This is a genomic window from Nonomuraea sp. NPDC001699 (assembly GCF_053596455.1).
The window spans coordinates 184,208-205,925 of sequence record NZ_JBSFGF010000007.1 but is presented as its reverse complement, the minus strand read 5'-3'; the positions used below and the strand labels follow the sequence as shown (position 1 = coordinate 205,925).

General features: G+C 73.9%; 17 protein-coding genes. 10 read left to right on the top strand and 7 right to left on the bottom strand.

Annotated elements, in window-relative coordinates; genetic code table 11:
• Positions 1-16: 16 nt before the first annotated feature.
• From ACWCSU_RS22670 to tuf, 3 genes are all read left to right on the top strand, one after another.
• Positions 17-571: an acyclic terpene utilization AtuA family protein gene (locus tag ACWCSU_RS22670; RefSeq protein WP_449937242.1), complete on the top strand. Its 555-nt coding sequence runs from the start codon at positions 17-19 to the stop codon at positions 569-571.
• Between the two features lie 157 nt (positions 572-728).
• The gene (gene menC / locus ACWCSU_RS22665; protein ID WP_357706446.1) at positions 729-1,829 is read left to right on the top strand and encodes an o-succinylbenzoate synthase; all 1,101 of its coding nucleotides are present in this window, start codon (positions 729-731) and stop codon (positions 1,827-1,829) included.
• Positions 1,830-2,053: 224 nt separating this feature from the next.
• Entirely contained in the window at positions 2,054-3,223 is a 1,170-nt protein-coding gene (tuf, locus tag ACWCSU_RS22660) for an elongation factor Tu (protein ID WP_449937239.1), read from the top strand.
• Positions 3,224-3,324: 101 nt separating this feature from the next.
• Here tuf and ACWCSU_RS22655 read toward each other — a convergent pair whose 3' ends face one another.
• The 4 genes from ACWCSU_RS22655 to ACWCSU_RS22640 form a co-directional block, all read right to left on the bottom strand.
• On the bottom strand, positions 3,325-6,255 hold the full coding sequence (locus ACWCSU_RS22655; RefSeq protein WP_449937237.1) for a glycoside hydrolase family 2 TIM barrel-domain containing protein: 2,931 nt from the start codon (positions 6,253-6,255) through the stop codon (positions 3,325-3,327).
• 113 nt (positions 6,256-6,368) lie between these two features.
• Positions 6,369-7,631 carry a M20 metallopeptidase family protein gene (locus tag ACWCSU_RS22650; protein ID WP_449937235.1) on the bottom strand — a complete coding sequence of 421 codons (1,263 nt, stop codon included), beginning with the start codon at positions 7,629-7,631 and terminating at the stop codon, positions 6,369-6,371.
• A complete protein-coding gene (locus ACWCSU_RS22645) occupies positions 7,628-8,809 on the bottom strand; it encodes an amidohydrolase family protein (protein WP_364088177.1) in 1,182 nt (393 codons plus the stop codon). The genes ACWCSU_RS22650 and ACWCSU_RS22645 overlap by 4 nt, the downstream gene beginning before the upstream one ends.
• Before the next feature lie 62 nt (positions 8,810-8,871).
• The gene (locus ACWCSU_RS22640; RefSeq protein WP_364088175.1) at positions 8,872-9,960 is read right to left on the bottom strand and encodes an alpha/beta hydrolase; all 1,089 of its coding nucleotides are present in this window, start codon (positions 9,958-9,960) and stop codon (positions 8,872-8,874) included.
• Positions 9,961-10,038: 78 nt separating this feature from the next.
• Between ACWCSU_RS22640 and ACWCSU_RS22635 the strand changes: the two genes are divergently transcribed.
• On the top strand, positions 10,039-11,763 hold the full coding sequence (locus ACWCSU_RS22635; RefSeq protein WP_364088172.1) for a phosphatidylglycerol lysyltransferase domain-containing protein: 1,725 nt from the start codon (positions 10,039-10,041) through the stop codon (positions 11,761-11,763).
• A 10-nt stretch (positions 11,764-11,773) separates the two neighbouring features.
• Here the strand turns inward: ACWCSU_RS22635 and ACWCSU_RS22630 are convergent, their stop codons facing one another.
• On the bottom strand, positions 11,774-12,382 hold the full coding sequence (locus ACWCSU_RS22630; RefSeq protein ID WP_449937233.1) for a hypothetical protein: 609 nt from the start codon (positions 12,380-12,382) through the stop codon (positions 11,774-11,776).
• A 313-nt stretch (positions 12,383-12,695) separates the two neighbouring features.
• Here ACWCSU_RS22630 and ACWCSU_RS22625 point away from each other — a divergent pair, with 313 nt between their 5' ends.
• The 5 genes from ACWCSU_RS22625 to ACWCSU_RS22605 all read left to right on the top strand — a co-directional run bounded on the left by ACWCSU_RS22625 (position 12,696) and on the right by ACWCSU_RS22605 (position 18,222).
• Positions 12,696-13,319: an MFS transporter gene (locus ACWCSU_RS22625; protein WP_357706456.1), complete on the top strand. Its 624-nt coding sequence runs from the start codon at positions 12,696-12,698 to the stop codon at positions 13,317-13,319.
• Between the two features lie 138 nt (positions 13,320-13,457).
• Positions 13,458-14,531 carry an ABC transporter substrate-binding protein gene (locus tag ACWCSU_RS22620; protein ID WP_449937232.1) on the top strand — a complete coding sequence of 358 codons (1,074 nt, stop codon included), beginning with the start codon at positions 13,458-13,460 and terminating at the stop codon, positions 14,529-14,531.
• Entirely contained in the window at positions 14,524-15,636 is a 1,113-nt protein-coding gene (locus ACWCSU_RS22615) for a FecCD family ABC transporter permease (protein WP_449937231.1), read from the top strand. Before ACWCSU_RS22620 ends, ACWCSU_RS22615 begins: the two co-directional genes overlap by 8 nt.
• On the top strand, positions 15,626-16,411 hold the full coding sequence (locus ACWCSU_RS22610; RefSeq protein WP_357706460.1) for an ABC transporter ATP-binding protein: 786 nt from the start codon (positions 15,626-15,628) through the stop codon (positions 16,409-16,411). Before ACWCSU_RS22615 ends, ACWCSU_RS22610 begins: the two co-directional genes overlap by 11 nt.
• A 131-nt stretch (positions 16,412-16,542) precedes the next feature.
• Complete coding sequence (locus ACWCSU_RS22605; protein ID WP_449937230.1) at positions 16,543-18,222, top strand: HAL/PAL/TAL family ammonia-lyase; 1,680 nt, start codon at positions 16,543-16,545, stop codon at positions 18,220-18,222.
• A 6-nt stretch (positions 18,223-18,228) separates the two neighbouring features.
• On the opposite strand, the gene ACWCSU_RS22600 is transcribed toward ACWCSU_RS22605, so the two are convergent.
• Positions 18,229-19,179 (bottom strand): TNT domain-containing protein, encoded by a 951-nt coding sequence (locus tag ACWCSU_RS22600; protein ID WP_449937229.1) that lies wholly within the window; start codon positions 19,177-19,179, stop codon positions 18,229-18,231.
• A 345-nt stretch (positions 19,180-19,524) separates the two neighbouring features.
• Positions 19,525-20,736 (bottom strand): PucR family transcriptional regulator, encoded by a 1,212-nt coding sequence (locus tag ACWCSU_RS22595; protein WP_357706463.1) that lies wholly within the window; start codon positions 20,734-20,736, stop codon positions 19,525-19,527.
• Between the two features lie 188 nt (positions 20,737-20,924).
• Between ACWCSU_RS22595 and ACWCSU_RS22590 the strand changes: the two genes are divergently transcribed.
• Positions 20,925-21,701, top strand: coding sequence for an ABC transporter ATP-binding protein (locus ACWCSU_RS22590; RefSeq protein ID WP_364088157.1), 777 nt, complete (start codon positions 20,925-20,927; stop codon positions 21,699-21,701).
• Positions 21,702-21,718: the final 17 nt, after the last annotated feature.

Below are 21,718 nucleotides of genomic sequence, written 5' to 3'. Positions count from 1 at the left end.
GGGTAGTCATGTCGATATGCTGCGGATCGGCACGCTGGGCTCCGCCCCGTCGGTCGGCGTCGTCGCCTGTGGATGGCACGACAGCGATCCAGGTCCTTTCACCACCGGCATCAAGCTGATCTACACCCTCGGCGGCCCGCTGCCGGAGCTGCCCGGGCTGCGGATCACGCCCGTGGCCCTGCGGGGCGCCGAGCAGATCGCCACCGCCCTGCTCCAGGGGCTCGACGTGGTGATCACCGAGCCCGCCTGCCCGGCCGCGCCCGTGGTGGCGGCCGGCATGTGGCACTACGGCTGGACCAGACGCGACGTGTCGGCCCTGGCCGGGGCGACGGTCGCCGGTCTGGCGCTGGCCACGCAGCCGGGCGCGTGCGTGGCGGAGATCGGGCGTGACGGCACCAGCGCGATCGACGGCCAGATCCCGGCCGCGTCCGTCCGGGCCCGCCTGGCGGCGGCGTTCTCCGGCGGCCGGTACCGCACGCCGGAGGTCACGGTGCCGCTGGAGGCCGTGCGGCTCAGTGAGGACACGCCGTGCCGGATCCGGATCGCCCGTACGCCGGGGATCGTCGTCTGAGGCCGTGGTGACCGCTCCAGGACGGTCCCGGACCGGCTTCTAGGACTCCGGGACGAAGAACCGCCCGCCTTTGTGGTGGCCCGGCACGAATCCCGGCGTCGCCGCATGTCGTACGGTCGCCAGGGAGCATCTGTGCGTCGACCGAGTTGGAGAGAGTGTGAAGATCACCGGAGTAGAGCTGCGCCGGATCGCGATGCCGCTGGTGTCGCCGTTCCGCACGTCGTTCGGCACCGAGACCGCCCGGGACGTCCTGCTGGTCAGGGTGGTGACCCCCGACGCCGAGGGGTGGGGCGAGTGCGTGGCCATGTCCGAGCCGCACTACTCCTCCGAGTACGTCGACGGCGCCGCCGAGGTGATCCGCCGGTTCCTGCTGCCGGCCCTGCCGAAGAACGTGGACGCGTACGGGGTCGGCCACGCCCTCGAACCGGTCAAGGGCCACCGCATGGCCAAGGCGGCGCTGGAGACCGCCGTGCTGGACGCGCAGCTCAGGGCGTCCGGCGAGTCGTTCGGCCACTTCCTGGGCGCGGTCCGCGACCGGGTGCCGTGCGGGGTGTCGGTGGGCATCATGGACTCGATCCCGCAGCTTCTCGACGCCGTGGCGGGCTACGTCGAGGAGGGGTACGTCCGCATCAAGCTGAAGATCGAGCCCGGCTGGGACGTCGAGCCGGTGCGCGCGGTGCGCGAACGCTTCGGCGACGACCTGCTGCTCCAGGTGGACGCCAACGCGGCGTACTCGCTGAGCGACGCCCGCCGGCTGGCCCGGCTCGACGCGTTCGACCTGCTGCTCATCGAACAGCCGCTGGCCAACGACGACCTCGTCCAGCACGCCCGCCTGGCCCGCCAGTTGCAGACGCCGATCTGCCTGGACGAGTCCATCGAGTCGGCCGAGCACGCGGCGGCCGCCATCGCGCTCGGCTCGTGCTCGATCATCAACATCAAGCCGGGCCGGATCGGCGGCTACCTGGAGGCGCGGCGCATCCACGACCTGTGCCGGGCCAACGGCGTGGCGGTGTGGTGCGGCGGCATGCTGGAGACCGGTCTCGGCCGGGCGGCGAACGTGGCGCTGGCGGCGCTGCCGGGGTTCACGCTGCCCGGCGACACCTCGGGGTCGCGCCGGTACTTCGCGACCGACGTGACCGAGCCGTTCGAGCTGGTGGACGGTCATCTTGAGGTGCCGTCGGGGCCGGGGCTCGGCGTCGAGCCGATCCCGTCCGTGCTGGAGGAGGTCACGACGTCCACGGAGTGGATCCCGTCGTAGGCCCAGCGGAATAATGCGTTGCGCGGGCGTGCTGAGCACCGCACCATGTTCTTCATGTTCCTGCACGCTCGCCGTCTCGCACCCGCCGCGCCGGGTGTGTTCGAGCGTGCCTGCGACGGCCTGGAGCGCTGACCTCTCCTCGTAAGTCCTGATGTGACCCGGCGGGGGGAGGTTGCCGACCCGACACGGGTCACACACGGTCCCAGGTCTTCAGGGAAGGAATCATGGCCAAGCAGGCCTATGTGCGGAACAAGCCGCATCTCAACATCGGCACGATGGGGCACGTCGACCACGGCAAGACCACGCTGACGGCGGCGATCACGAAGGTGCTCGCCGAGCGCGGGCAGGCGACGTACACGCCGTTCGAGCGGATCGACCGGACGCCGGAGGAGGCGTCCAGGGGGATCACGATCAACATCTCGCACGTCGAGTACGAGACCGACACCCGCCATTACGCCCACGTCGACATGCCGGGCCACGCCGACTACGTGAAGAACATGATCACGGGGGCGGCGCAGCTCGACGGCGCGATCCTCGTCGTGTCCGCGCACGACGGCATCATGCCGCAGACCAGGGAGCACGTGCTGCTGGCCCGGCGGGTCGGGGTCGGGCACCTGGTGGTCGCCGTCAACAAGGCCGACGGCGCCGACCCGGAGCTGACGGACCTGGTGGAGCTGGAGCTGGCCGACCTGCTGGCCGAGCAGGGCTACCGCGACGTCCCGATGGTCCGGGTGTCCGGGCTGCGGGCGCTGGAGGGCGACCCGGTCTGGACGGCGTCGGTCGAGGCGCTGCTGCGGGCCGTGGACGAGCACATCCCCGTCCCGGTCCGGTACGTGGACGCGCCGTTCCTGATGCCCGTGGAGAACGTGCTCACGGTCACCGGCCGGGGCACGGTCGTCACCGGGGCCATCGAGCGCGGCACCGTGCGCGTGGGCGACACGGTGGAGGCGGTCGGGTTGGGCGACGGGTTCACGGCGGTGGTGACCGGCGTGGAGACGTTCGGCAAGACGATGGAGCGGGGCGAGGCCGGGGACAACGCGGCCGTCCTGCTGCGCGGGGTGCGCCGCGAGCAGGTGCGCCGGGGCATGGTCCTGGCCGCGCCCGGCAGCCAGAGCGCCCGTACGTCGTTCACCGCCCGGGTGTACCTGCTGACCCCGGAGGAGGGCGGGCGGCGGCGTCCGATCGCCTCGGGGTACCGGCCGCAGTTCTACCTGCGGACCACCGACGTGCCCGGCGAGCTGGCGCTGCCCGCGCCCGCCGAGCCGGGCCGGACGGTGGAGGTGACGGTCGAGCTGGGCCGGGCGGTCGCGGTCGAGCCTGGTCTCGGGTTCGCCGTCCGCGAGGGCGGGCTGACCGTCGGCGCGGGCACCGTCCTCACGGTGCCACCCGCCTGACGGTGCCACCCGCCTGACCACCGGGAGGCCGGGGTCCTGAGGGACCCCGGCCTTCCGTGTGCGCGGTCATTCCTGAGGGCCCCGGCCTCTGGTGTGCGTGGTCAGGAGGGGGTGAAGCGGAGGTGGAGGGTGGCCGGGGCGGCGTGCAGGTCGTACCGGGGCAGGGTGCCGGGGCCGCAGGTGGCGGTGCCGATGCCCTGCTGGGCGAGGTCCAGGTGGAGGTGCACCCGGTCCCCGGCCACCAGGTCGGGGCGGTGACGGGCGGCCTCCAGCTCGGCGGTGCTCCACCGGCGCGCGGTCAGCCCGAACACCGGGTCACCCTGCACCCGGAACCCGGGCGTCCCGTCCGGGCCGCCGAACTCGGCCCACCGCACGTCGGCGCGGCGCCCGTTCTCCTGCGGGTAGACGTAGGGCGTCTGGAGGTCGTCGACGGTGGCGCTCCAGCGGCCCACGCGGGCGGCCATGCCGGTGTCGGGGTACGCCTCCCCCGGCCCCCGGCCGAACCAGGTGACGTGCGCGATCTCGCCGGGCAGCGTCAGGTGCACGCCCAGGCGCGGGATCGGGTCGGGCCACTCGCCCTCGGGCTCGACGTCCACGGTCAGGTCCAGGGTGTCGCCGGAGGTCGCGGTCCAGGTCCAGGTGGCGCGCATGCCGAGGTCGGTGGCCGCGGGGGCGACCCTGGTGCGGACGGTGAGGCCGTCGCCGGTCTCGACGCCGTCCACACGGTGGGTGAGACGGTGCAGGCCGAGCTGCCGCCAGGCGCGGCCCAGGCCGCCGTAGCGGTCGTTGTCGGTGGGGGCGCGGTAGAGGTCGAGGCGCGGGCCTTCGACGTCCAGGCCGAACAGGCGGGCCAGTCGGCCGGTACGCGCGTCGAACTCGCCGCCGCCCAGCACCAGCCGCCCGCCGTCCGCCGCCTGCCGGTGGGCGGCGGGAAGGGGGGCGAGCAACGGTCCCGCCCGGTCGGCCGGGCCGGGAGCCAGGTCAGAGGTCGGGCTGGAAGCCGGGCCGGGAGCCAGGCCAGGTGTCGGGCCGGAAACCGGGCCGGAAGCCGCGTCAGGAGCCGGGCCGGGGGTCGGGCCGGAGGCCGGGGTGGGCAGGGGGGTTTGGGACCAGGCGAGTTCGTGGCCTGCGGGGGCCCAGGGCTGGTCGGCGGTCAGGGTGGCGCGGATCGTGAGCCGGCGTTCCCCCGCGCCTTCCCCGGGCGGCAGGGCGGGCAGCTTCACCTCACCGCCGGACGCCGGCACCTCCAGCGGGAACTCCGCCACCGGGACCCCGTCCTCCTCGACGACGGCCAGGAAGCCGAGATGGGCGAGATCGCGGAAGTCGTACCGGTTGTCCACCCGGACCACGCCGTCGCCGAACGCGAACCGTACCGGCTCGAACACCTTCTTCAGGTCCAGCAGGCCCGGGGAGGGCGTGCGGTCGGGGAACACGAGCCCGTCGATGACGAAGTTCCCGTCGTGCACGGGCTCGCCGTAGTCGCCGCCGTAGGCGTACTCGTGGCGGGGATGGGTCAGGCCGTGGTCGATCCACTCCCACACGAACCCGCCGGCCAGCCTCGGGAAACGTTCGTACAGCTCCTGGTACTCGGCCAGGCCGCCGGGCCCGTTGCCCATGGCGTGGGCGTACTCGCACTGCAGGAACGGCATCGCGCGCCGCCGCGCGTCCAAGGCGGGGTCGTCGAGCGGGTCCTCCTCGCCGCGCCCGATGGCCTCGACCTCGGCGTGGGTGGCGTACATGCGGGAGTAGACGTCGGTGTGGGCGCACGACCAGTCGCCCTCGTAGTGCAGGGGCCTGGACGGGTCGCGCTCGCGTGTCCAGTCCGCCATGACGGCGAGGTTGCGGCCGACGCCCGCCTCGTTGCCCAGCGACCACATGATGACACTGGGGTGGTTCTTGTCCCGTTCGACCATGCGGCGCATGCGGTCGAGCAGGGCGTCGGCCCAGCGCGGGTCGTCGGTGGGGTTGCGCCGCCAGCCGACCTGGCCGAAACCGTGCGTCTCCAGGTCGCATTCGTCGATGACCCACAGGCCCAGTTCGTCGCACAGGTCCAGGAAGTCGGGGTGCGGCGGGTAGTGGCTGGTCCTGACGGCGTTGACGTTGTGCCGCTTCATGAGCAGCACGTCCTCGCGCATGGTCTCGTACGGGACCGCGCGGCCGTGGCGGGGGTGGAACTCGTGCCGGTTGACGCCCTTGAGCAGCAGCGGGCGGCCGTTGGCCAGGAGCACGCCGTCCTCGACGGAGACGGTGCGGAAGCCGACGCGCAGCCGTACGGTCTCGTGCGGGGTGGTGAGGACGGCCTCGTAGAGGCGGGGTGTCTCGGCGGTCCACGGTTCGGCCTCGACGGTGATCTCGACGCCGGGTTCCAGGTCCCGTACGCCCAGCTCGGGGACGCTCAGGCGGCCCTCGGCGGCCTCGAAGCTCAGCCTGCCGTCGTGGGAGGCCCGCACGAACACGTCGGCGGCCGAGCGGGTGAGGGTGACGTCCCGGAAGATGCCGGGCAGCCACCACATGTCCTGATCCTCCAGGTAGCTGGCGGCCGACCACTGGTGCACGCGCACGGCCAGCACGTTGCGTCCCGGACGCAGCCACGGCCCCGCGTCGAACTCGACGGGCAGCCTGCTGCCGGTGGAGAAGCCCAGCTCGTGGCCGTTCAGCCAGACCCTGGCGAAGGAGTCGACGCCCTCGAACCGCAGCCGGCCGCCGCTCCAGCCGTCCGGCAGGTCGAAGGCGCGCCGGTAGTCGCCGGTCGGGTTCTCGACGGGGACGTGCGGCGGGTCCACGGGGAAGGGGTAGGAGACGTTGGTGTAGGCGGGGGCGCCGTGGCCGTGCAGGGGCCAGTGGGCGGGCACCGGCAGCTCGTCCCAGGCGGCGTCGTCGAAGCCGGGCCGGGCGAAGTCGTCGGGGACGTCGGCCACGGGCGAGAGGCGGAAGCGCCACAGGCCGTTGAGGTCGAGGGCGGGGGCGTCGGAGCGGAGTGCCGCGCGGGGTTCGAGACGGCCCGAACCGGGGGCGAAGGTTTCGAGATCCATCCCTTTCGACACTAGAGGCCGTCGGCGGTTTCGTCAGCGATGCCCCTTCTGGGGGTGCTTGGACTTCCCTGACGCGGTTGTTGGAGGAATGGACGCGACAGGGTGGCAGGGGTTCAGGCGTTCCTGGAGAACAACATCCCGTTCACTCCGGCGGGGCCGGGCAGCGCGGAGGCCGCCGCCAGGTAACCGGCCAGCAGGCTCTCGGCCACCGCGCCCACGGCGGCGTCGCCGGGCAGGAACTCGGGGCTGTGCAGGCCGGCGGCGGTGTCCACGCCGACGAACATCATGAGCGACGGCGCCACCGAGGCGTAGTGGGAGAAGTCGTCGGCCCCGCACGAGCGCAGGCCGCCGTCGACCGTCCAGCCCTGCTCGCGCAGCAGTCCTCCCGCGCGTACGGCCAGCCCGGCGTCGTTGACCAGCACCGGCTCCCCCGGCAGGATCGTCACCTCGGCCACGCAGCCGCACGCCCTGGCGACGTCCTCGACCACCTGGGTGAACCGTTCGTGCAGCTCCTGGCGCCAGGCCTCGGACATGGCCCGGAGCGTCCCCCTGGCCACGGCCTCGCCCGGCACGGCGTTGGGCGCGGTGCCGGCGTTGACCGTGCCGAAGGTGACCACGGTGGGCATCATCGGGTCGGCGGACCGGCTGACGACCTGCTGGGCGGTCACGATGACCTGCGCCATGGCCACCACCGGGTCCCTGGTGAGGTGGGGGTAGGCGGCGTGGCCCTCCGCTCCCCTGACGACCACCCTGAACTCGTCGGAGGAGGCGTTGACCGCCCCCGGCACGGAGGCGACCACGCCCTCCGCCAGGAGGGGCTGCACGTGCGCGCCGATCATGGCGCCGACCCGGTGGCGGTGCAGCGCGCCCGACGCCACGACGTCGGAGGCCCCGGAGGGGAAGCCCTCCTCGCGCGGTTGCAGCACGACCAGCAGAGGCGGGTCGGCGCCGAGCCGGTCGAGGGTCCTGGCCAGGGCGACCACGGCCGCCATGTGCACGTCGTGCCCGCAGGCGTGCATCGCGCCGCCGCCGGCGGCCCACTCGACGCCGGTGCGCTCGACCAGCGGCAGGGCGTCCAGCTCGCCGCGCACGCCCACGGCCGGGCCCGGACCGCCGACGCGCAGCACCGCGCCGGTGCCGGCCACGTGCTCGACCGTCCCGGCGGGCAGCGCGTCCAGCAGCCGCGCCCGCGTCGGGCCCTCCTGGCCCGACAGGCGGGGCGCGGCGTGCAGCTCGCGGCGCAGCGCCTGCGCGGCGGGCAGCTCCCGCCACAGCCCTTCCCGCAGCACCGCGTACGCGGTGCTCTCCGTCGTGCCATTCCCGATGACGGCTCCGTCGACGGGCCCGTTGATCGTACGGCCCCCGAGGTCGTTCACCCCGTGCTCTCCTCCCGTGTTCCCAGTCCGTAGACGCGTCGCGCGTTGTCCGCGCCGACCATCGCCGCCACCCGCATCGCCTGCGCGGCCGACCACTCGCCGTCGAGCACGAGCCGGCCGAGCACCCGCGCCATCGCCCGCCGCCACAACACCGCGCCCAGATGGTGCAGCTCGGCCGGCCCCCACCCGTCGGACGAGAACAGGACCTTGGCGAACGGCGCCACCTCCAGGCTCTCGGCCACCAGCGCCACGCTGCGGGCCCCGGTGTAGGTCACCCCGAGCCCCACGTCGAAGAAGACGTGGGGATAGGCCTGCGCGAGGAACCCCGCGTGCCGCTGGAACGGGTAGCAGTGCAGCAGCACCAGCGGCACTCCGGACGGCTCGGCGCGTTCGACGAGGCCGCGCAGCAGCAGCGGGTCGGCCCGGCGAAGGTCGAGGTCGGGGTCGCCGAGGCCGGTGTGGAACTGGATCGGCAACCCTCGCTCGATCCCGGTCCAGATCACGTGTCGCAACAGCACCGGGTCCGTCAGCTTACCGCCGCCTGAGCCCAGCCAGCGCCCGGCCGCCTCGGTGACCTCGGCCCGGCTCGGCGGCTCGGGGTCCAGGTCGAGGCCGTGACGGTAGGCGGCGACGCTCTTGAGCCCGCGCGCGCCGCCGGTGCGCGCCCACAGCTCGCGCGCGAATGCGTCGGCGAACGAGGACGCCTCGCAGCCGCCGGCCGCGACCTGCTCGGCCACCGTCTCCAGCCGCACCACCTCGTCGGCGGGCACGCCGGTGAGCTCCGCCATGCCGGACGGGCCCACCAGCTCCTCGCTCCGGTAGCCGGTCTCGACCAGATAGTGGGCCACGCCCGTGGCGCCCAGCAGCAGCCGGTTCACCTCACCGGCCCCCAGCCGGGCCCTCCTGGCCAGGTACTCCTCCGGCGTGCAGTGCGGTTCGAGGCCGAGGACGGGCGCGCAGTGGCGCAGGATGGCGTACCCGGTCTGGGAGTCGAACTGCGTCATCCACTCCGGCACCGGCCGGTCGGACTCGGTGATCAGCTCCTCGAACGCGCTGCGCGACAGGTCGCGGGCCACCACGCCGTGGGTGTGGTGGTCGACCAGCGGCAGCTCCTCGATGGCCCGGACGAACCCGGCCGGGGCGAGGTCGAGCTCGGCGGTGGCGTACACGTCGGTCACGGAGAGAGCTCCTCCCCCGTGGGCGCGAGGATGAACCACCCCGTCCCGGTCCGGCCCCTCGTCTAGCGGGCCGTGGCGGGCTCGGCCAGCTGCTGGACCAGCCACGGCAGCGCCTGCGGCAGCTCCCGGTTCCAGGTGTTGAAGTTGTGGCCGCCGCTGGGCAGGATCAGCGACGAGGCCCGCATGGGCGGTTTGACCGCGTTCAGGAACCGCTCGGTCGGCAGGTAGTCGGCCTCGCCCTTCCTGCTGCTGGTGACGAGCACGTCCACGGGCGGGGCGGGCAGGTGGGCCAGGCGCCACATCAGGTCGTTGCGGTCGGCGAGCCCCTTGTCGCCGTGGAACAGGTCGCCGGTGGTGCCGTCCACGATCGTCTTGTAGTAGCCCGACAGGGAGACCGCGGCGGAGAACGCGTCAGGACGGCTCATCGCCAGCTTCAGCGCGCAGTAGCCGCCGGTCGAGCCGCCGAGGACGCCCCAGGAGTCGCCGCCGGGCGCCGCCCGGTAGTGCGCGGTCACGGCCTGCCGGACGTCGGTGGCGAAGTACGTCAGCACCTGCGGGCCGCCCGGCACGTCCACGCACTCGGTGTCGCGCGGCAGCACCACGCTCGGCCGCATCATGACCAGGACGGCCGGGTTGACCTGGTGCAGGGCGATGGCGTGCGCCAGCCGTCCGGGCAGGTCCATCCGGGTCATCAGGTTGCGCGGGTCGCCGGGGTAGCCGGTGAGGGCGAGGATCGCCGGGAACCTGCGCCGCGGGTCCTTGAAGTAGGCCGACGGCAGGAACACGTACGCCTCCTCGCTCAGGTGCGTGGTCGCGCCCGGCAGGACGACCTCCTCGACGCGCCCGCCGGGGACCGCCCGGCTGTCCAGCACCCGCAGCCCGGCCGCGGCCCCGGCGGCGGTGATCTGGGCGGTGCCGGTGTCGGAGCCGAGCAGGTCGGCCCAGGAGCCGTAGAAGCCGAAGTAGTAGTTGACCAGCAGCGCGAGCGCCGCCACGGTGAACGTCTGGCAGGCGGCCAGCAGGCCCGCCCGGCCCAGCACCGGCGGCAGCCCCCGCCCGGCCAGCCGCGGCCACACCCAGACGGTGCCCGCGAGCGCGGCCACCGCGAGCACCGCGGCCGCCGCCAGCAGCGCGATCGAGGTCAGTCCCATGAACAGCAGGAATATCCCGGACGGCGTAAGCGCGTGGTTAACGGCGAGATTAACCGGCAGGAGTTTCAATCAGTATTTGTGAAGCGTCCTTGGATCCCCGCGCTGGCGGGTTACGCGTCGCTGGTCATCGGCCTGCTGGACATCCTCAAGGCCGTGGCGCCGCGGCTGGAGCACACGCGGATGGGGCAGTGGTCGGACCTGCTGCCCGGGACGGTGACGACCGTGGCGCGGGCGACGTCGCTGGTGGTCGGCATCATGCTGGTGATGATCGCGCACGCGCTGCGGCGCGGGAAGGTGCGGGCCTGGCGGGCGGTGGTGGTGCTGCTGCCGCTGAGCGCCGTCATGGGCGTGCTGCACCTGCGCCCGGTGACCGCGGCGATCAGCGTCGTGCTGCTGGCCGTGCTGGTGGCGGGCAGGCGGGAGTTCACGGCGCTGCCCGACCCGCGCTCGCGCTGGCGGGCGCTGTGGAACCTGCTCGTGCTCGGCGCGATCGACCTGGGGCTCGGGTACGTGATCGTGAGCGCCCGGCCGGGCGCGCTCGTGGACCATCCGGGTGTGGCCGACCGGCTGGAGCACGTGGCGCTGGGGCTGGCGGGCATCGAGGGGCCGGTCACGTTCAAAGTGGAACGCGTCTCCGACCTGGTCTACTTCTCCCTCGTCGCGCTGGGCGCGCTCACCGCCGTGACGACGCTCTACCTGGCGCTGCGTCCCGAGCGGCCGGTCGCCGAGCTGACCGCCGACGACGAACGCCGCCTGCGCGCCCTGCTGGCCGTCCACGGCGAGCGCGACTCGCTCGGCTACTTCGCGCTGCGCAGGGACAAGAGCGTGATCTTCTCGCCGTCGGGCAAGGCGGCCGTGGCCTACCGCGTCGTCTCCGGCGTGATGCTGGCCAGCGGCGACCCGATCGGCGACCGCGAGGCGTGGCCGGCGGCGATCGGCGCGTTCATGGCCGAGGCGCGGCGGCACGCCTGGGTGCCCGCCGTCATCGGGTGCGGCGAGACGGGCGGCGAGGTCTGGACGCGGGTGGCGGGGTTGTCCGCGCTGGAGATCGGCGACGAGGCGATCGTCGAGGTCGCCGACTTCACGCTGGAGGGCCGCGCGATGCGCAACGTCCGCCAGATGGTCAACCGCACCCTCCGCGCCGGGTACGTCTGCCGGGTGCGTCGCGCCCGCGACGTGCCCGAGGAGGAGAAGGAGCAGATCCGTCACGCCGCCGGCCTGTGGCGCGGCACCCAGACCGAACGCGGCTACTCGATGGCGCTCGGCCGCTTCGGCGATCCCGCCGACGCCGAGTGCCTGGTGGCCACCGCCTGCAAGGACGGCGACCTCAAGGCCGTGCTGCACTTCGTGCCGTGGGGGACGCGGGGCGTCTCGCTGGACCTGATGCGCCGCGACCGCGACGCCGACCCGGGGCTCAACGAGCTGCTGATCGCCGAGACCCTGCGCGCCGCGCCGTCGCTGGGGATCACGCAGGTGTCGCTCAACTTCGCGATGTTCCGCGCGGCGCTGGCCCGCGGCGACCGGCTCGGCGCGGGGCCCGTGCTGCGGGCCTGGCGGTCGGTGCTGGTGTTCCTGTCGCACTGGTTCCAGATCGAGTCGCTGTACCGGTTCAACGCCAAGTTCCGCCCGATCTGGGAGCCGCGCTTCGTCGTCTACCCGAACGCCCGCGACCTGCCCAGGATCGGCGTCGCGGCGCTCCAGGCCGAGGCGTTCATCCCCTCGGGCCTCCCGCTGCGCGCCCGCCTCCGCCTCCCCCGCCCCTTCCACCACGACCCCGCCACCGCCGCCCCCCAGACCCCGTGAGCCGCTCGGTTCAGAGCGAGGTGGCGGTGCCCGGGGCGGGCCACATGGTGTTGAGGCGGCCGGCGGTGGCCTGGTAGGCGCGTTCGGCGTCCGGGGTGAGGACGATGTCGGCGCCGGGGCCGGCGGCGGCCAGGCGTTCGCGCAGGACGATGGAGTCGGCGGTGTCGGCCAGGTCGAGCAGGCCGGTGAAGCGGGCGGCCGCCGAGACCAGCTCGGTGGCGGGCAGGTCGGTGCCGACCGCGTCGAGGGCCTGGCGGACGACGCCCTTGCCGACCGCGCCGAGGCCGAGCGCCACGGCGGCCGCCGACAGGGTGGCCACGTCGAGCGGGTCGACGTCGACCAGGCGCAGCGGCACGTGCTCGACCCGGCCGCCGGGGGCGTACAGGCGGCCGGCGAGGCGGGAGGCGGCGGCGCGCCTGCCCTGCGTGGGGCCGATCACGCGCCAGAGCCGGCGCAGCGCGCTCAGGGCGATGCCGCCGGCGAGCGGGCCGGGCAGCGGCGAGCCCACGGACTCGGCGGCGCGCAGCACCAGCAGCAGCCTCTCCAGCTCACCCACCGCGCGGGCCAGTTCCTCGCCCAGGTCGGGGACGAGGACCGCGCGCGGGCCGAGGCCGGTCATGTGGGGCTCCTCACGGAGCCCTCGTCGTCGAGCGGTCGTCAGGCGGCGGAGCAGTCAACCGGAGGGTCACCATCGGAGCGTACGCCGCCCCGCCGACGCCGCACACCCCAGCGGGAGACACGTCCCCGGCCGCACCCCGCACCCCGGTGAGAGGCCCGCGACGAGTACGCCGCACATCCCGGTGGGAGACGCGTCCCCGGCCGCACCGCACACCCCGGCGGAAGGCACGCCCTCGCGGGAGGTGCGCGGGCCCCGTGCACGCGGCACCCCATGAGAAGCGGGCGGCCCGGGCGTGTGGGAGGATCTGGCCTCGATGGGTCCGTGGTCGGTGGTGCGGTGGCTGCGTGCGGCGAGCTTCGCCGGCACGTGTGCCGCCCTGGCCGCGCTCGCCCACCTGGCGGGCGGCGGCTGCTTCGACCCCGGGGCGCTGCTGGCGGGGTTCCTGCTGGTCCTGGCTCCGGCCCTGGCGCTGACCGGGCGGGAGCGCACGTTGGCCGCCATCGTGCCCGCGACGGGCGCCTCGCAGATCGTCCTGCACGTGCTGCTCTCCTTGAGCTGTGACCATCCCGCCCCCGCGCCCGCCCCGGACGCCGCGAGCCTGGGTCACCTGCACGACACGGGCGTCCCGGGGTTCGGGATGCTGCTCGTGCACGCGGCGAGCGTGCTGCTGACGTCGGTCTGGCTGCGCTGGGTGGAGTCGGGGCTGTGCGCCCTGGTCCGCGAGCTGGCCGGACGGGTGCTGCGCCCGCTGCTGGTGCTGTTCCTGGCCGTGACCGGGTGGGCCGCGCCGGCGCGCACGCCGGTGACCGGGCGCGACGACGTCACCGCGCGCGTCCGGCTGTTCCTGCGGCACGTGCTGGTGCTGCGGGGGCCGCCCGCCGCCGGACCGGAGCCGTGGTGCCCGGTCCGTCCGACGGTCGTGGGCCTGCCCGCCTGAGAGCGCGCCCGCGGTCCTTCGCGCGCCCGTCCTCCGCGGTTCCTCCGACGACATTCCCGGCTCGCCGCCGTGCCCGCCCCCTGGCCGGGGGCCGATGCGGCGTGCGCGCCTCCGGACCCGACTCTGAGGACATCACCCATGAGACCTTCCCGTACCCGCGGGGCCTCGGCGATCGCGCTGGTGCTGCTGGCCGCGGCCTGCGGCGCGCCCGCGGCGACCGGCGGCGAGACGGCCACCGTCGCGCCGGCGTCCGCCGGCCGGACCGTCTACCCCCTCACCTTTGACAACTGCGGCACGCGGGTCACCTTCCGCCGCCCGCCGCAGCGCGTCCTGATCCTGAACGGCACCAGCGTGGGCGAGGTGGAGAGCTTCCTGCTGCTCGGGCTGGACCGCAGCATCCTGGCCAACGCCCAGAGCTACGGCGTGTCCGACGACCCGTCCATGACCGCCCGCATCAAGGCGCTGCCGACCGGCGGGCTGACGATGAACAAGAACTTCGACGTGCCCGCCGAGCAGGTGCTCAGGCTCAAGCCGGACCTGGTGGTGTCCACCTGGTCGGGCGGCTTCGACCCGGCCAGGGGCTTCGCCACCCGCGAGCAGCTCGCCGCGGCCGGCATCACCTCGCTGGTCAACCCGGTCAACTGCGCGATGGGCAAGCCGGAGGCGACCGAGCAGGAGAAGCGCGCCTACCGCAACCAGTCGATCAACTCCTCGCTGGAGTTCCTCAGCCTGCTCGGGCGGGTGTTCGACGTGCAGCGCAAGGCGTTCGACCTGATCGGCGAGCTGCGGGCGCGGGTGGAGTCCGTACGGGCCCGCGTCGCGGCGCTGCCGCCCAGGAAGGTGCTGGTCGCCTATCCCGGCATGGCCATGATGAACGCCAACGGCCTGCCCGCCGTGATGACCGGGGGCATCTACGACGACGTCATCAGGGCGGCCGGCGGGGTCAACGCCTTCGCCGGCCAGACCGCCGACATGACCCGCACCCTCAACCGCGAGCAGCTGGCCACCGCCCAGGTGGACGTGCTGGTCGTCGGGCTGTTCACACCCGAGGAGAAGGGCGAGGAGGCGGCGGCGAAGCTGTTCGCCGCCTACCCCCACTGGGCCGCGGCCAAGTCCAGGACCTTCACGGTCGTCTCCGACGGCGTCTACCTCGGGCCGCTCAACGCCTGGGCCGTGGAGAAGATCTCCAAGGTGGTGCATCCCGGTGGCTGACGCGCTGATCGCCCCGCCGCGCCGGACGGCGCCCGTCCCGCCGCGGCGGCCGCACGCGGTGTCCGGGCGGGGAACCGGGTTCCTGCTGGCCGGTCTCGGGGCCGCGCTGGTCGTGGCCCTGGTGATCGGGATCTCCGCCGGGTCGGTGAACCTGCCGCCGGACCAGGTGTGGGGGGTGGTGTGGGCGTACCTGACCGGGCGGGGCGGGCAGGCCGATCCGCTGCTCGCGCAGGTCGTGTGGGAGATCCGCACGCCCCGGGCGCTGCTGGCCGCGCTGGCCGGGGCCGCTTTGTCGGTGGCCGGGGTGGCGTTGCAGGCGCTGGTCCGCAACCCGCTGGCGGACCCGTACGTGCTGGGCGTGTCGTCGGCGGCCTCGCTGGGGGCCGTGCTGGTGCCCGCGCTCGGCGGCGGCGCGCTGGCCGGGCTGACGGGGGCGCTCGGTGTCACCGGGGCCGCCTTCGCCGCCGCGCTGCTGTCGGCGCTGGTGGTGTACGTCCTGTCCCAGCGTTCCGGGCGGCTGCTGGACTCGTGGCTGGTGCTGACCGGCGTGGCCGTCGGTTACCTGTGCTCGGCGGCCACCACGTTCGTGCAGCTCCAGCTCAACCCGACCGAGCTGCAGGGCATGATGTTCTGGCTGATGGGCAGCGTCGCCGGGGCGTCCTGGGCAGATCTGGGCGTGCCCGCGCTGCTCGTCGTGTGCTGCGTGGCCTGGCTGTCCTCGCAGGCGCGGGCGCTCAACGCGCTGTTGGCCGGTGAGGAGGCCGCCGTCGCGATCGGCGTGCCGGTCGCCGCGCTGCGGATCGGGCTGCTGGCGGCCGGGTCGCTGCTGACGGCGACGGTGGTCAGCGTGGTCGGCGGCATCGGGTTCATCGGGCTGATGGTCCCGCACATGGTCCGGTTCGTGGTCGGGGCCGACCACCGCCGGGTGCTGCCGGTCTCGCTGCTGGCGGGCGCGGTGTTCCTGGTGCTGGTCGACCTGGCGGCGCGGGTGGCCGACCGGCCGAACGAGCTGCCGGTGGGGATCTTCACCACGGGGCTCGGCGTGCCGTTCTTCCTGTGGCTGCTGCGCCGGCGACGGACGGGCGGAGGCGGCGATGCGGCTTGACCTCGCGGGCGTCAGCGCGAGCATCGACGCGCGGCCCATCGTCACCGACGTCACGCTGAGCGCCGGGCCCGGCGAGTTCGTGGCGCTGGTGGGGCCCAACGGCAGCGGCAAGTCCACGCTGCTGCGCACCGTCTACCGGTCGCTGCGCCCGTCGGGCGGCGTCGTCCGGCTGGACGGCGACGACCTGTGGCGGATGCGGCCCCGGCACGCCGCGCGGCGGCGGGCGGTCCTGCCGCAGCACAACCCGGCCGGGGACGGGTTCTCCGTGGCCGAGGTCGTCGCGGCCGGGCGGCACAGCCACAAGGGGGCGCTGGACCGGGAGAGCGCGGGCGACCGGGCGGTGGTCGCCACGGCCCTGGAACGGGTCGGCATGGACTGGGCGGCCGACCGGCTGATGACCACGCTGTCCGGCGGCGAGCGGCAGCGGGTGCTGCTGGCCCGCGCGCTGGCCCAGGAGGCGCCGCTGCTGATCCTGGACGAACCGGGCAACCATCTGGACGTGGGCTCCCAGCTCCTCCTGCTGGACCTGATCCGCTCGCTGGGCCTGACGCTGCTGGCCGCGCTGCACGACCTGGACCAGGCCGCCGCCTACGCCGACCGGATCGTCGTCCTGCGCGACGGCCGGGTCGCCGGGCAGGGGCCGCCTCTGGAGGTGCTGACCCCGGCGTTCATCGAGGAGGTCTTCGGCGTGCTGGCGCACGTCGGGCCGCATCCGATCACCGGGCGGCCGCACGTCGCGGTGGCGTCGAGGGCGGGAGGTAAGCGCCTGCCCTAGGGCCGGTCAGCAGTCGTCCCCTGGTGCGGAGCCGTACCCGGCGCCGTCCGTCCGCCCGGCTATAAACGGAACGGAGTGGATCTTCGTCGTGAAGGGGCCGGGAGACCGTGTCGATCAGCAAAGTAGGACGAATGGCAGCCGGTGTCGGCCTGCTCGCGGCGGTGTGCGTGCCGGAGCGGGCCGTCGCCGTCCCGGCGCGGCCCCCGCTCCAGGCCCCGGTCGGGGCTCCGGCTGCGGCGCCGGTGCTGAACCTGGTGCTGGACGGCGGCCGGTTCGCGCTCCGCGACGCCTTCGCGATCCTGGCGGGCCGTCCGGTGCTCGCGCGGGTGTCGGACGCCGCGCGGGCCCGGATGGCCCAGTCGCGGACGGGGGCGCTGGCGGCCCTGAGCGGCCAGCGGGTGTACGGCTGGAACCAGGCGCTCGGCCCGTTGAAGGACCGGCCGCTCTCGCCGGATGAGGCCGAGCAGTTCCAGCGCAACGTGCTGCGCTCGCACGCGGCGGGCGTCGGCCCGGCGTTCCCGGACGACGTGGTCAGGCTGGCCCTGGTCCTCAAGGCCAACCAGCTGGCCAGGGGGAAGACGGGCGTCCGGCCGGAGGTTCCGCAGCGGTTGTTGTCCCTGGTGAACGCCGGGGTCGTGCCGGTGATGCCGCAGATCGGCTCGCTCGGCACCGGCGACCTGCAGCCGCAGGCGGCGGCCGGGCTGGCCGCGCTGGGCGAGGACGCGCCGGTGCGCTACCGGGGCGAGGTGGGGCCGGCCTCGGCGATGTTGCCACGGGCCGGGCTGCCCGCGAGCTTCACCTTCGAGGCCGGGGAGGCGCTGCCGATCGTCAGCGGCAGCACGGTGGTGGCGGCCACGCTGCTGCACGCCGTGCACCGGGCCACGATGCTCGCCGACCAGGCCGAAGGGGCCTTCGCGCTGTTCATGGAGGCGACCAGGGCCGAGCGCGGCTCGCTGGACGCGCGGACGCACCGCGAGCGGCACATCCCGGAGGAGGACGCGATCGCGACGCGGCTGCGGGCCATGGTGGCGGGCTCGGGGTGGATGACCGAGGAGGGCCGCAGGCGGCTCGACCCGGCCGGTTACACCCCGCGCGTGCAGGACGCGGTGTCCGTGCGCGCGGCCCCGCACATCATGGCCGGGCTGCGGCAGGTGCTCGCCGCCACCCGCCGGACGCTGGCCCGCGAGGCCAACTCCTCGACCTCCAACCCGCTGGTCTTCCGGCGCGAGCGCGGCCCCGGCTACGAGTTCGTGATGGGCGGCAACTGGGACGGCTCGATCATGGGCCACCTCGCCGACAGCCTGAACGCCGAGATCACCGACCTCGGCATCCTGTCCCAGGAGCTGTCGGGACGCCTGCTGTCGCCCCGCTGGAGCTACGGCCTGCCGGCGAACCTGGCCGGCGGCAGCGTGGGCCTGAACTCCGGGATGGTCCAGGCCCAGTCGGTGGCCGCGGCGGTGGTCCCCGAGATGCAGGTCAGGGCCCACCCCGCGGGCACGTTGTCGCGTCCGGTCAAGGACGGCCAGGAGGACCACAACACGATGGCGATGGCCTCGGTCCGCGACCTGCACGAGAACCTCGACCGCCTGGAGATCGTGCTGGCGGTGCAGTACCTGATGGCGGCGCAGGGCATCGACCTGATCGCGGCCCGGATGACCGGCCTGCCGCTCGGGACGGTGACCCGCGCCCTGCGCGACGAGCTCAGGCAGTACGTCGCGCCGCTGGGCGACGACCGCTACCTGACCCCCGACCTGCAGCGGACGATCTCGCTGGTGCACGAGGGCCGGCTCACCCCGTACCCCGCTCGCTGACGCCGCCTACGGCCGCCTGTACGCGGACGGGCGGCCCGCCGGGGTGGGCCTGCGGGACGTGACGTACGTGCCGCGGTTGACCGCGTCGCGAGCCGTGCCGCGGGCTGCCGTGTCACGGGCGGTCACGTCCTGGGCCGCGGGAGCGCCCTGGGCCACGGTGGCGTCCTGGGCCGTCGTGGCGTCGTCGGTCCTGACGGTGGTCACCAGGACCGGCTCGATCTCCTCCAGGTAGCCGTTCGCCAGCAGCCAGCTCACCGGAACCTCGTCGCTGGTCTGCGGGGCCTCCGGAATGTACCTGCTGACCACGTGGTACTGCGTGCCGCCGCCCTGCTGCTCGAACGCGGGCGCCGCCGGGCCCACCTCGACGCGGAACGACTTGAGCACCCGGAACGCGTGGTAATTGCACAGGTGCTGCGGATCCTGCGGATTGGTGTTCAGGTTGCGCGGCGGCAGTGCGCGCTTGATGAACTGGTCGCCCAACGGCGACAGGAACGCTCCGGTGTACCCGCCGAAACGGTCGAGCCTCATGCCGATCTGCAGAAACGTCGTCTTGAGCAGGAGTCTTCCGTTGGGGTAATTACCGGAACGGGCGAATCCGGAGTCGGGCGGGAATCGGTAATTGCCCGTGGCGTAGTCCCAGTAGCGCGAGAGGAAGTGCTGCGGGTTGAGGCCGCCCAGCGGCACGTAGTCACGCAGCAGGGCGCCGAGGTAGCCGGTCCTGGGCAGGATCGTCGGCCCCAGGTCCGGGTCGCCGGTCACGTACGGAGGCCCGCAGACCAGCCCGCCGATCTCCGCGCTTCCCGTGCCGGGAGGAGGCGCGGGCTGGGCGGCCACCGGCCGGATGAGCGGGGCGGTCTGCCGAGGCGTGCTGTCGGCATGCGCGGGCACGCCACCCAGGGCGTCGGCCACCAGGGAGATCGCGGCGGCCAGGACGGCGCTTCGTCGAAGATATCGCATGACTTTTCCCGTTGATTCGTGCGGAAGAAGCGAATGAAGAGAGATCACGAGCGATTCAATGACACCCACGACGGCGGCCTGGACGCTATGTCCGGATATTCATCAATAATGTCCGCGCGTGCGTAAGTCAGGTGTCGAATGCGTTGATCGACAGCTACATTCCCCATCGTCGCCCATATCGCATCTTCGGCATCGCCAGAGAAGAGCAAAGAGTGCAGCCGCGAAAGCGGCTATTCTCGCCAAAGGCGAAATATCCCCGAATGACGCGCTACGCGACTTCGCCGGGCCGAGCCCGACATCGCTTCGCCGCTATGCGCGATCCTCCCTTCGCCGCTCCGGGCCCGATCAGCCCTTCGCCGGAGGCGCGGCGGGCAGCAGGCGTACCGCGTCCAGGGCCAGGGCGAGGTCCACGATGTCGCGTGGGCGGGTGAGCGAGCGCCCGGTGAGCTGCTCGATCCTGCGGACCCGGTTGATGATCGTGTTGCGGTGGCAGAACAGCCGCCCGGCGGCCCTGGCGGCCGAGCCGTCGCAGGCGAGCCACGTCTCCAGGGTGCTCAGCAGCGTGTCGCGGTCGGCCGGGTCGAGCGCGAGCAGCCGCCCGAGCGCGCCGTCGACGAGATGCCGGGCGACGCCGGGCTGGCCGATCATCAGCACGGCCGGCACCCGCTCGTCCAGGCGGGCGATCTCGGGGCCGCCGTCGGCGCAGGTGCGCATGGCGAGGGAGGCCAGCTCGTGCGCGGTGCCCAGCTCGTCCAGGCCGGTGACGACGGGGCTGACGCCGGCGACGCCGCTGACGATCAGGCTCAGCTCCTGGCACAGGTCGTCCAGGGTGGCCCGGCCGAGCGCGACGACGGCGACCTCGTGCCCGGTGCGCATGCGCCACAGCAGCCGCAGCGCGCCCAGGGTCGCCGGCAGCCGGACGTCGTCGTGGTGCCGCCCGCCGGGGAAGCGCACGGTGACGACGGCGTAGCGGGCGCGTTCGGGCAGGTCGAGGGAGTCGGCGGCGGCGCGGACGACCCCCGCGTCGGCGGCGCCGTCGAGCAGGGCGTCCAGCAGCGCGTTGACGCGTTCCTTGCTGCGGCCGAGGATCTCCTGCTCGCGCCTGCCGTAGACGTCGCAGGCCACCAGCGACTGCCGGTCGATCGCGTGCCAGACGTGGCCGGCGGCGCGGACCAGGACGTCGAGGCGGTCGGGCCGCTCGCGTTCCATGTGGTCCACGATCGCCGACCAGGTGACCTGGCCGGCCAGGCGGTACATGCGCAGCAGCGACTCCAGCGGGAGCCCCTGCTCGGCCCGGCGCTGGGCCATCGCCCGGGTGAAGACCAGGTCGCGCCGCTCGGACGGCTCCTGGAGGATCGCGGTCAGCCCCAGGCGCACGCCTTCGAGGGTGCTCTTCCAGTGCTCGTCGTAGGGGACGCAGGCGCTGTAGACGTCGTCGCCGCCGCGCGTCCTGGCGACCAGCTCGCCGGTCAGCTCGGGCAGGCGTTCGAGCAGTGCCCTGGCTGCGGTGCGTAACGTCTGGCGGACGTCCTCGTCCACGACCGTAGGGGGACGCATTCCCCGAGGCTGCCACCGGCCGCCGTACCAGAACAAGGCTCTGTAGCGTTTTGTGACCTCGCGTTGTGCGGCTGCACAACGGGCCCCCGGCCGCGGTGGGCAGGGAGCCCGACTTCGCCGCCGACTCTGGACGGCGGCCCCGGACGCCGGTTTGGGTGGGCCGCCATGGGGTCCTGCGAGGAAGACGAATGGCCGAGCTGAGGGTGGACGGTCTCGTGGTGGACTACGGTCCCGTCCGCGCCCTGGACGGCGTGTCACTGAGCGTGCCGTCCGGGGCGGTGGTGGCCGTGCTGGGCGCGAACGGCGCCGGGAAGTCGACGCTGCTGCGGGCGGTCTCGGGCACGCTGCGGTTCCACCGGGGCCGGATCGCTGCGGGCGGCGTCACCGTGGCCGGGACGCGCGTGGACGGGCAGGCGGCCTCGGCCGTGGTGCGGCGCGGCGTCACCCACGTGCCCGAGGGCCGCCGGGTGTTCGCCCGCATGACGGTGGAGGAGAACCTGCGGGCCGGCGGGCTGGGCACGCCGCGCGCGGCCGCCGCGCGGGCCAGGGAGCGGGTGCGCGAGCTGTTCCCCGTGCTGGCCGAGCGGGCGCACCAGCGCGCCGGGCTGCTGTCCGGCGGCGAGCAGCAACTGCTGGCCATCGGCCGGGCGCTGATGGCCGCGCCGTCGGTGCTGCTGCTGGACGAGCCGACGCTCGGCCTGGCTCCCCGGGCGGCCGCCACGATCGCCGCCACGATCCGGGCGATCAACGCCGCCGGCACCTCGATCCTGCTCGTCGAGCAGAACGCCGCCACGGCCCTGGCGCTGGCCTCCCACGCGTACGTGCTGGAGGTCGGCGCGGTCGCGCTGGAGGGACCGGCGGCCGAGCTGGCCCGCGGCGACGAGGTGCGCCGCCGCTACCTGGGCGTGGACGACGCGGCCCCGGTGGCGCGGACCAGGGCCGGGCTGTCGAGGTGGTCCGCGTGACCCCCACATACCAACCG

Bases quoted from the DNA above. Each gene is read 5' to 3' on its own strand.
- ACWCSU_RS22590 (WP_364088157.1), top strand. From the start codon at position 20,925: ATGGCCGAGCTGAGGGTGGACGGTCTCGTGGTGGACTACGGTCCCGTC.
- ACWCSU_RS22655 (WP_449937237.1), bottom strand. From the start codon at position 6,255: ATGGATCTCGAAACCTTCGCCCCCGGTTCGGGCCGTCTCGAACCCCGC.
- ACWCSU_RS22610 (WP_357706460.1), top strand. From the start codon at position 15,626: ATGCGGCTTGACCTCGCGGGCGTCAGCGCGAGCATCGACGCGCGGCCC.
- ACWCSU_RS22600 (WP_449937229.1), bottom strand. From the start codon at position 19,179: ATGCGATATCTTCGACGAAGCGCCGTCCTGGCCGCCGCGATCTCCCTG.
- tuf (WP_449937239.1), top strand. From the start codon at position 2,054: ATGGCCAAGCAGGCCTATGTGCGGAACAAGCCGCATCTCAACATCGGC.
- ACWCSU_RS22630 (WP_449937233.1), bottom strand. From the start codon at position 12,382: ATGACCGGCCTCGGCCCGCGCGCGGTCCTCGTCCCCGACCTGGGCGAG.
- ACWCSU_RS22670 (WP_449937242.1), top strand. From the start codon at position 17: ATGCTGCGGATCGGCACGCTGGGCTCCGCCCCGTCGGTCGGCGTCGTC.
- ACWCSU_RS22640 (WP_364088175.1), bottom strand. From the start codon at position 9,960: ATGGGACTGACCTCGATCGCGCTGCTGGCGGCGGCCGCGGTGCTCGCG.
- ACWCSU_RS22620 (WP_449937232.1), top strand. From the start codon at position 13,458: ATGAGACCTTCCCGTACCCGCGGGGCCTCGGCGATCGCGCTGGTGCTG.
- ACWCSU_RS22625 (WP_357706456.1), top strand. From the start codon at position 12,696: ATGGGTCCGTGGTCGGTGGTGCGGTGGCTGCGTGCGGCGAGCTTCGCC.
- ACWCSU_RS22605 (WP_449937230.1), top strand. From the start codon at position 16,543: ATGGCAGCCGGTGTCGGCCTGCTCGCGGCGGTGTGCGTGCCGGAGCGG.
- ACWCSU_RS22595 (WP_357706463.1), bottom strand. From the start codon at position 20,736: ATGCGTCCCCCTACGGTCGTGGACGAGGACGTCCGCCAGACGTTACGC.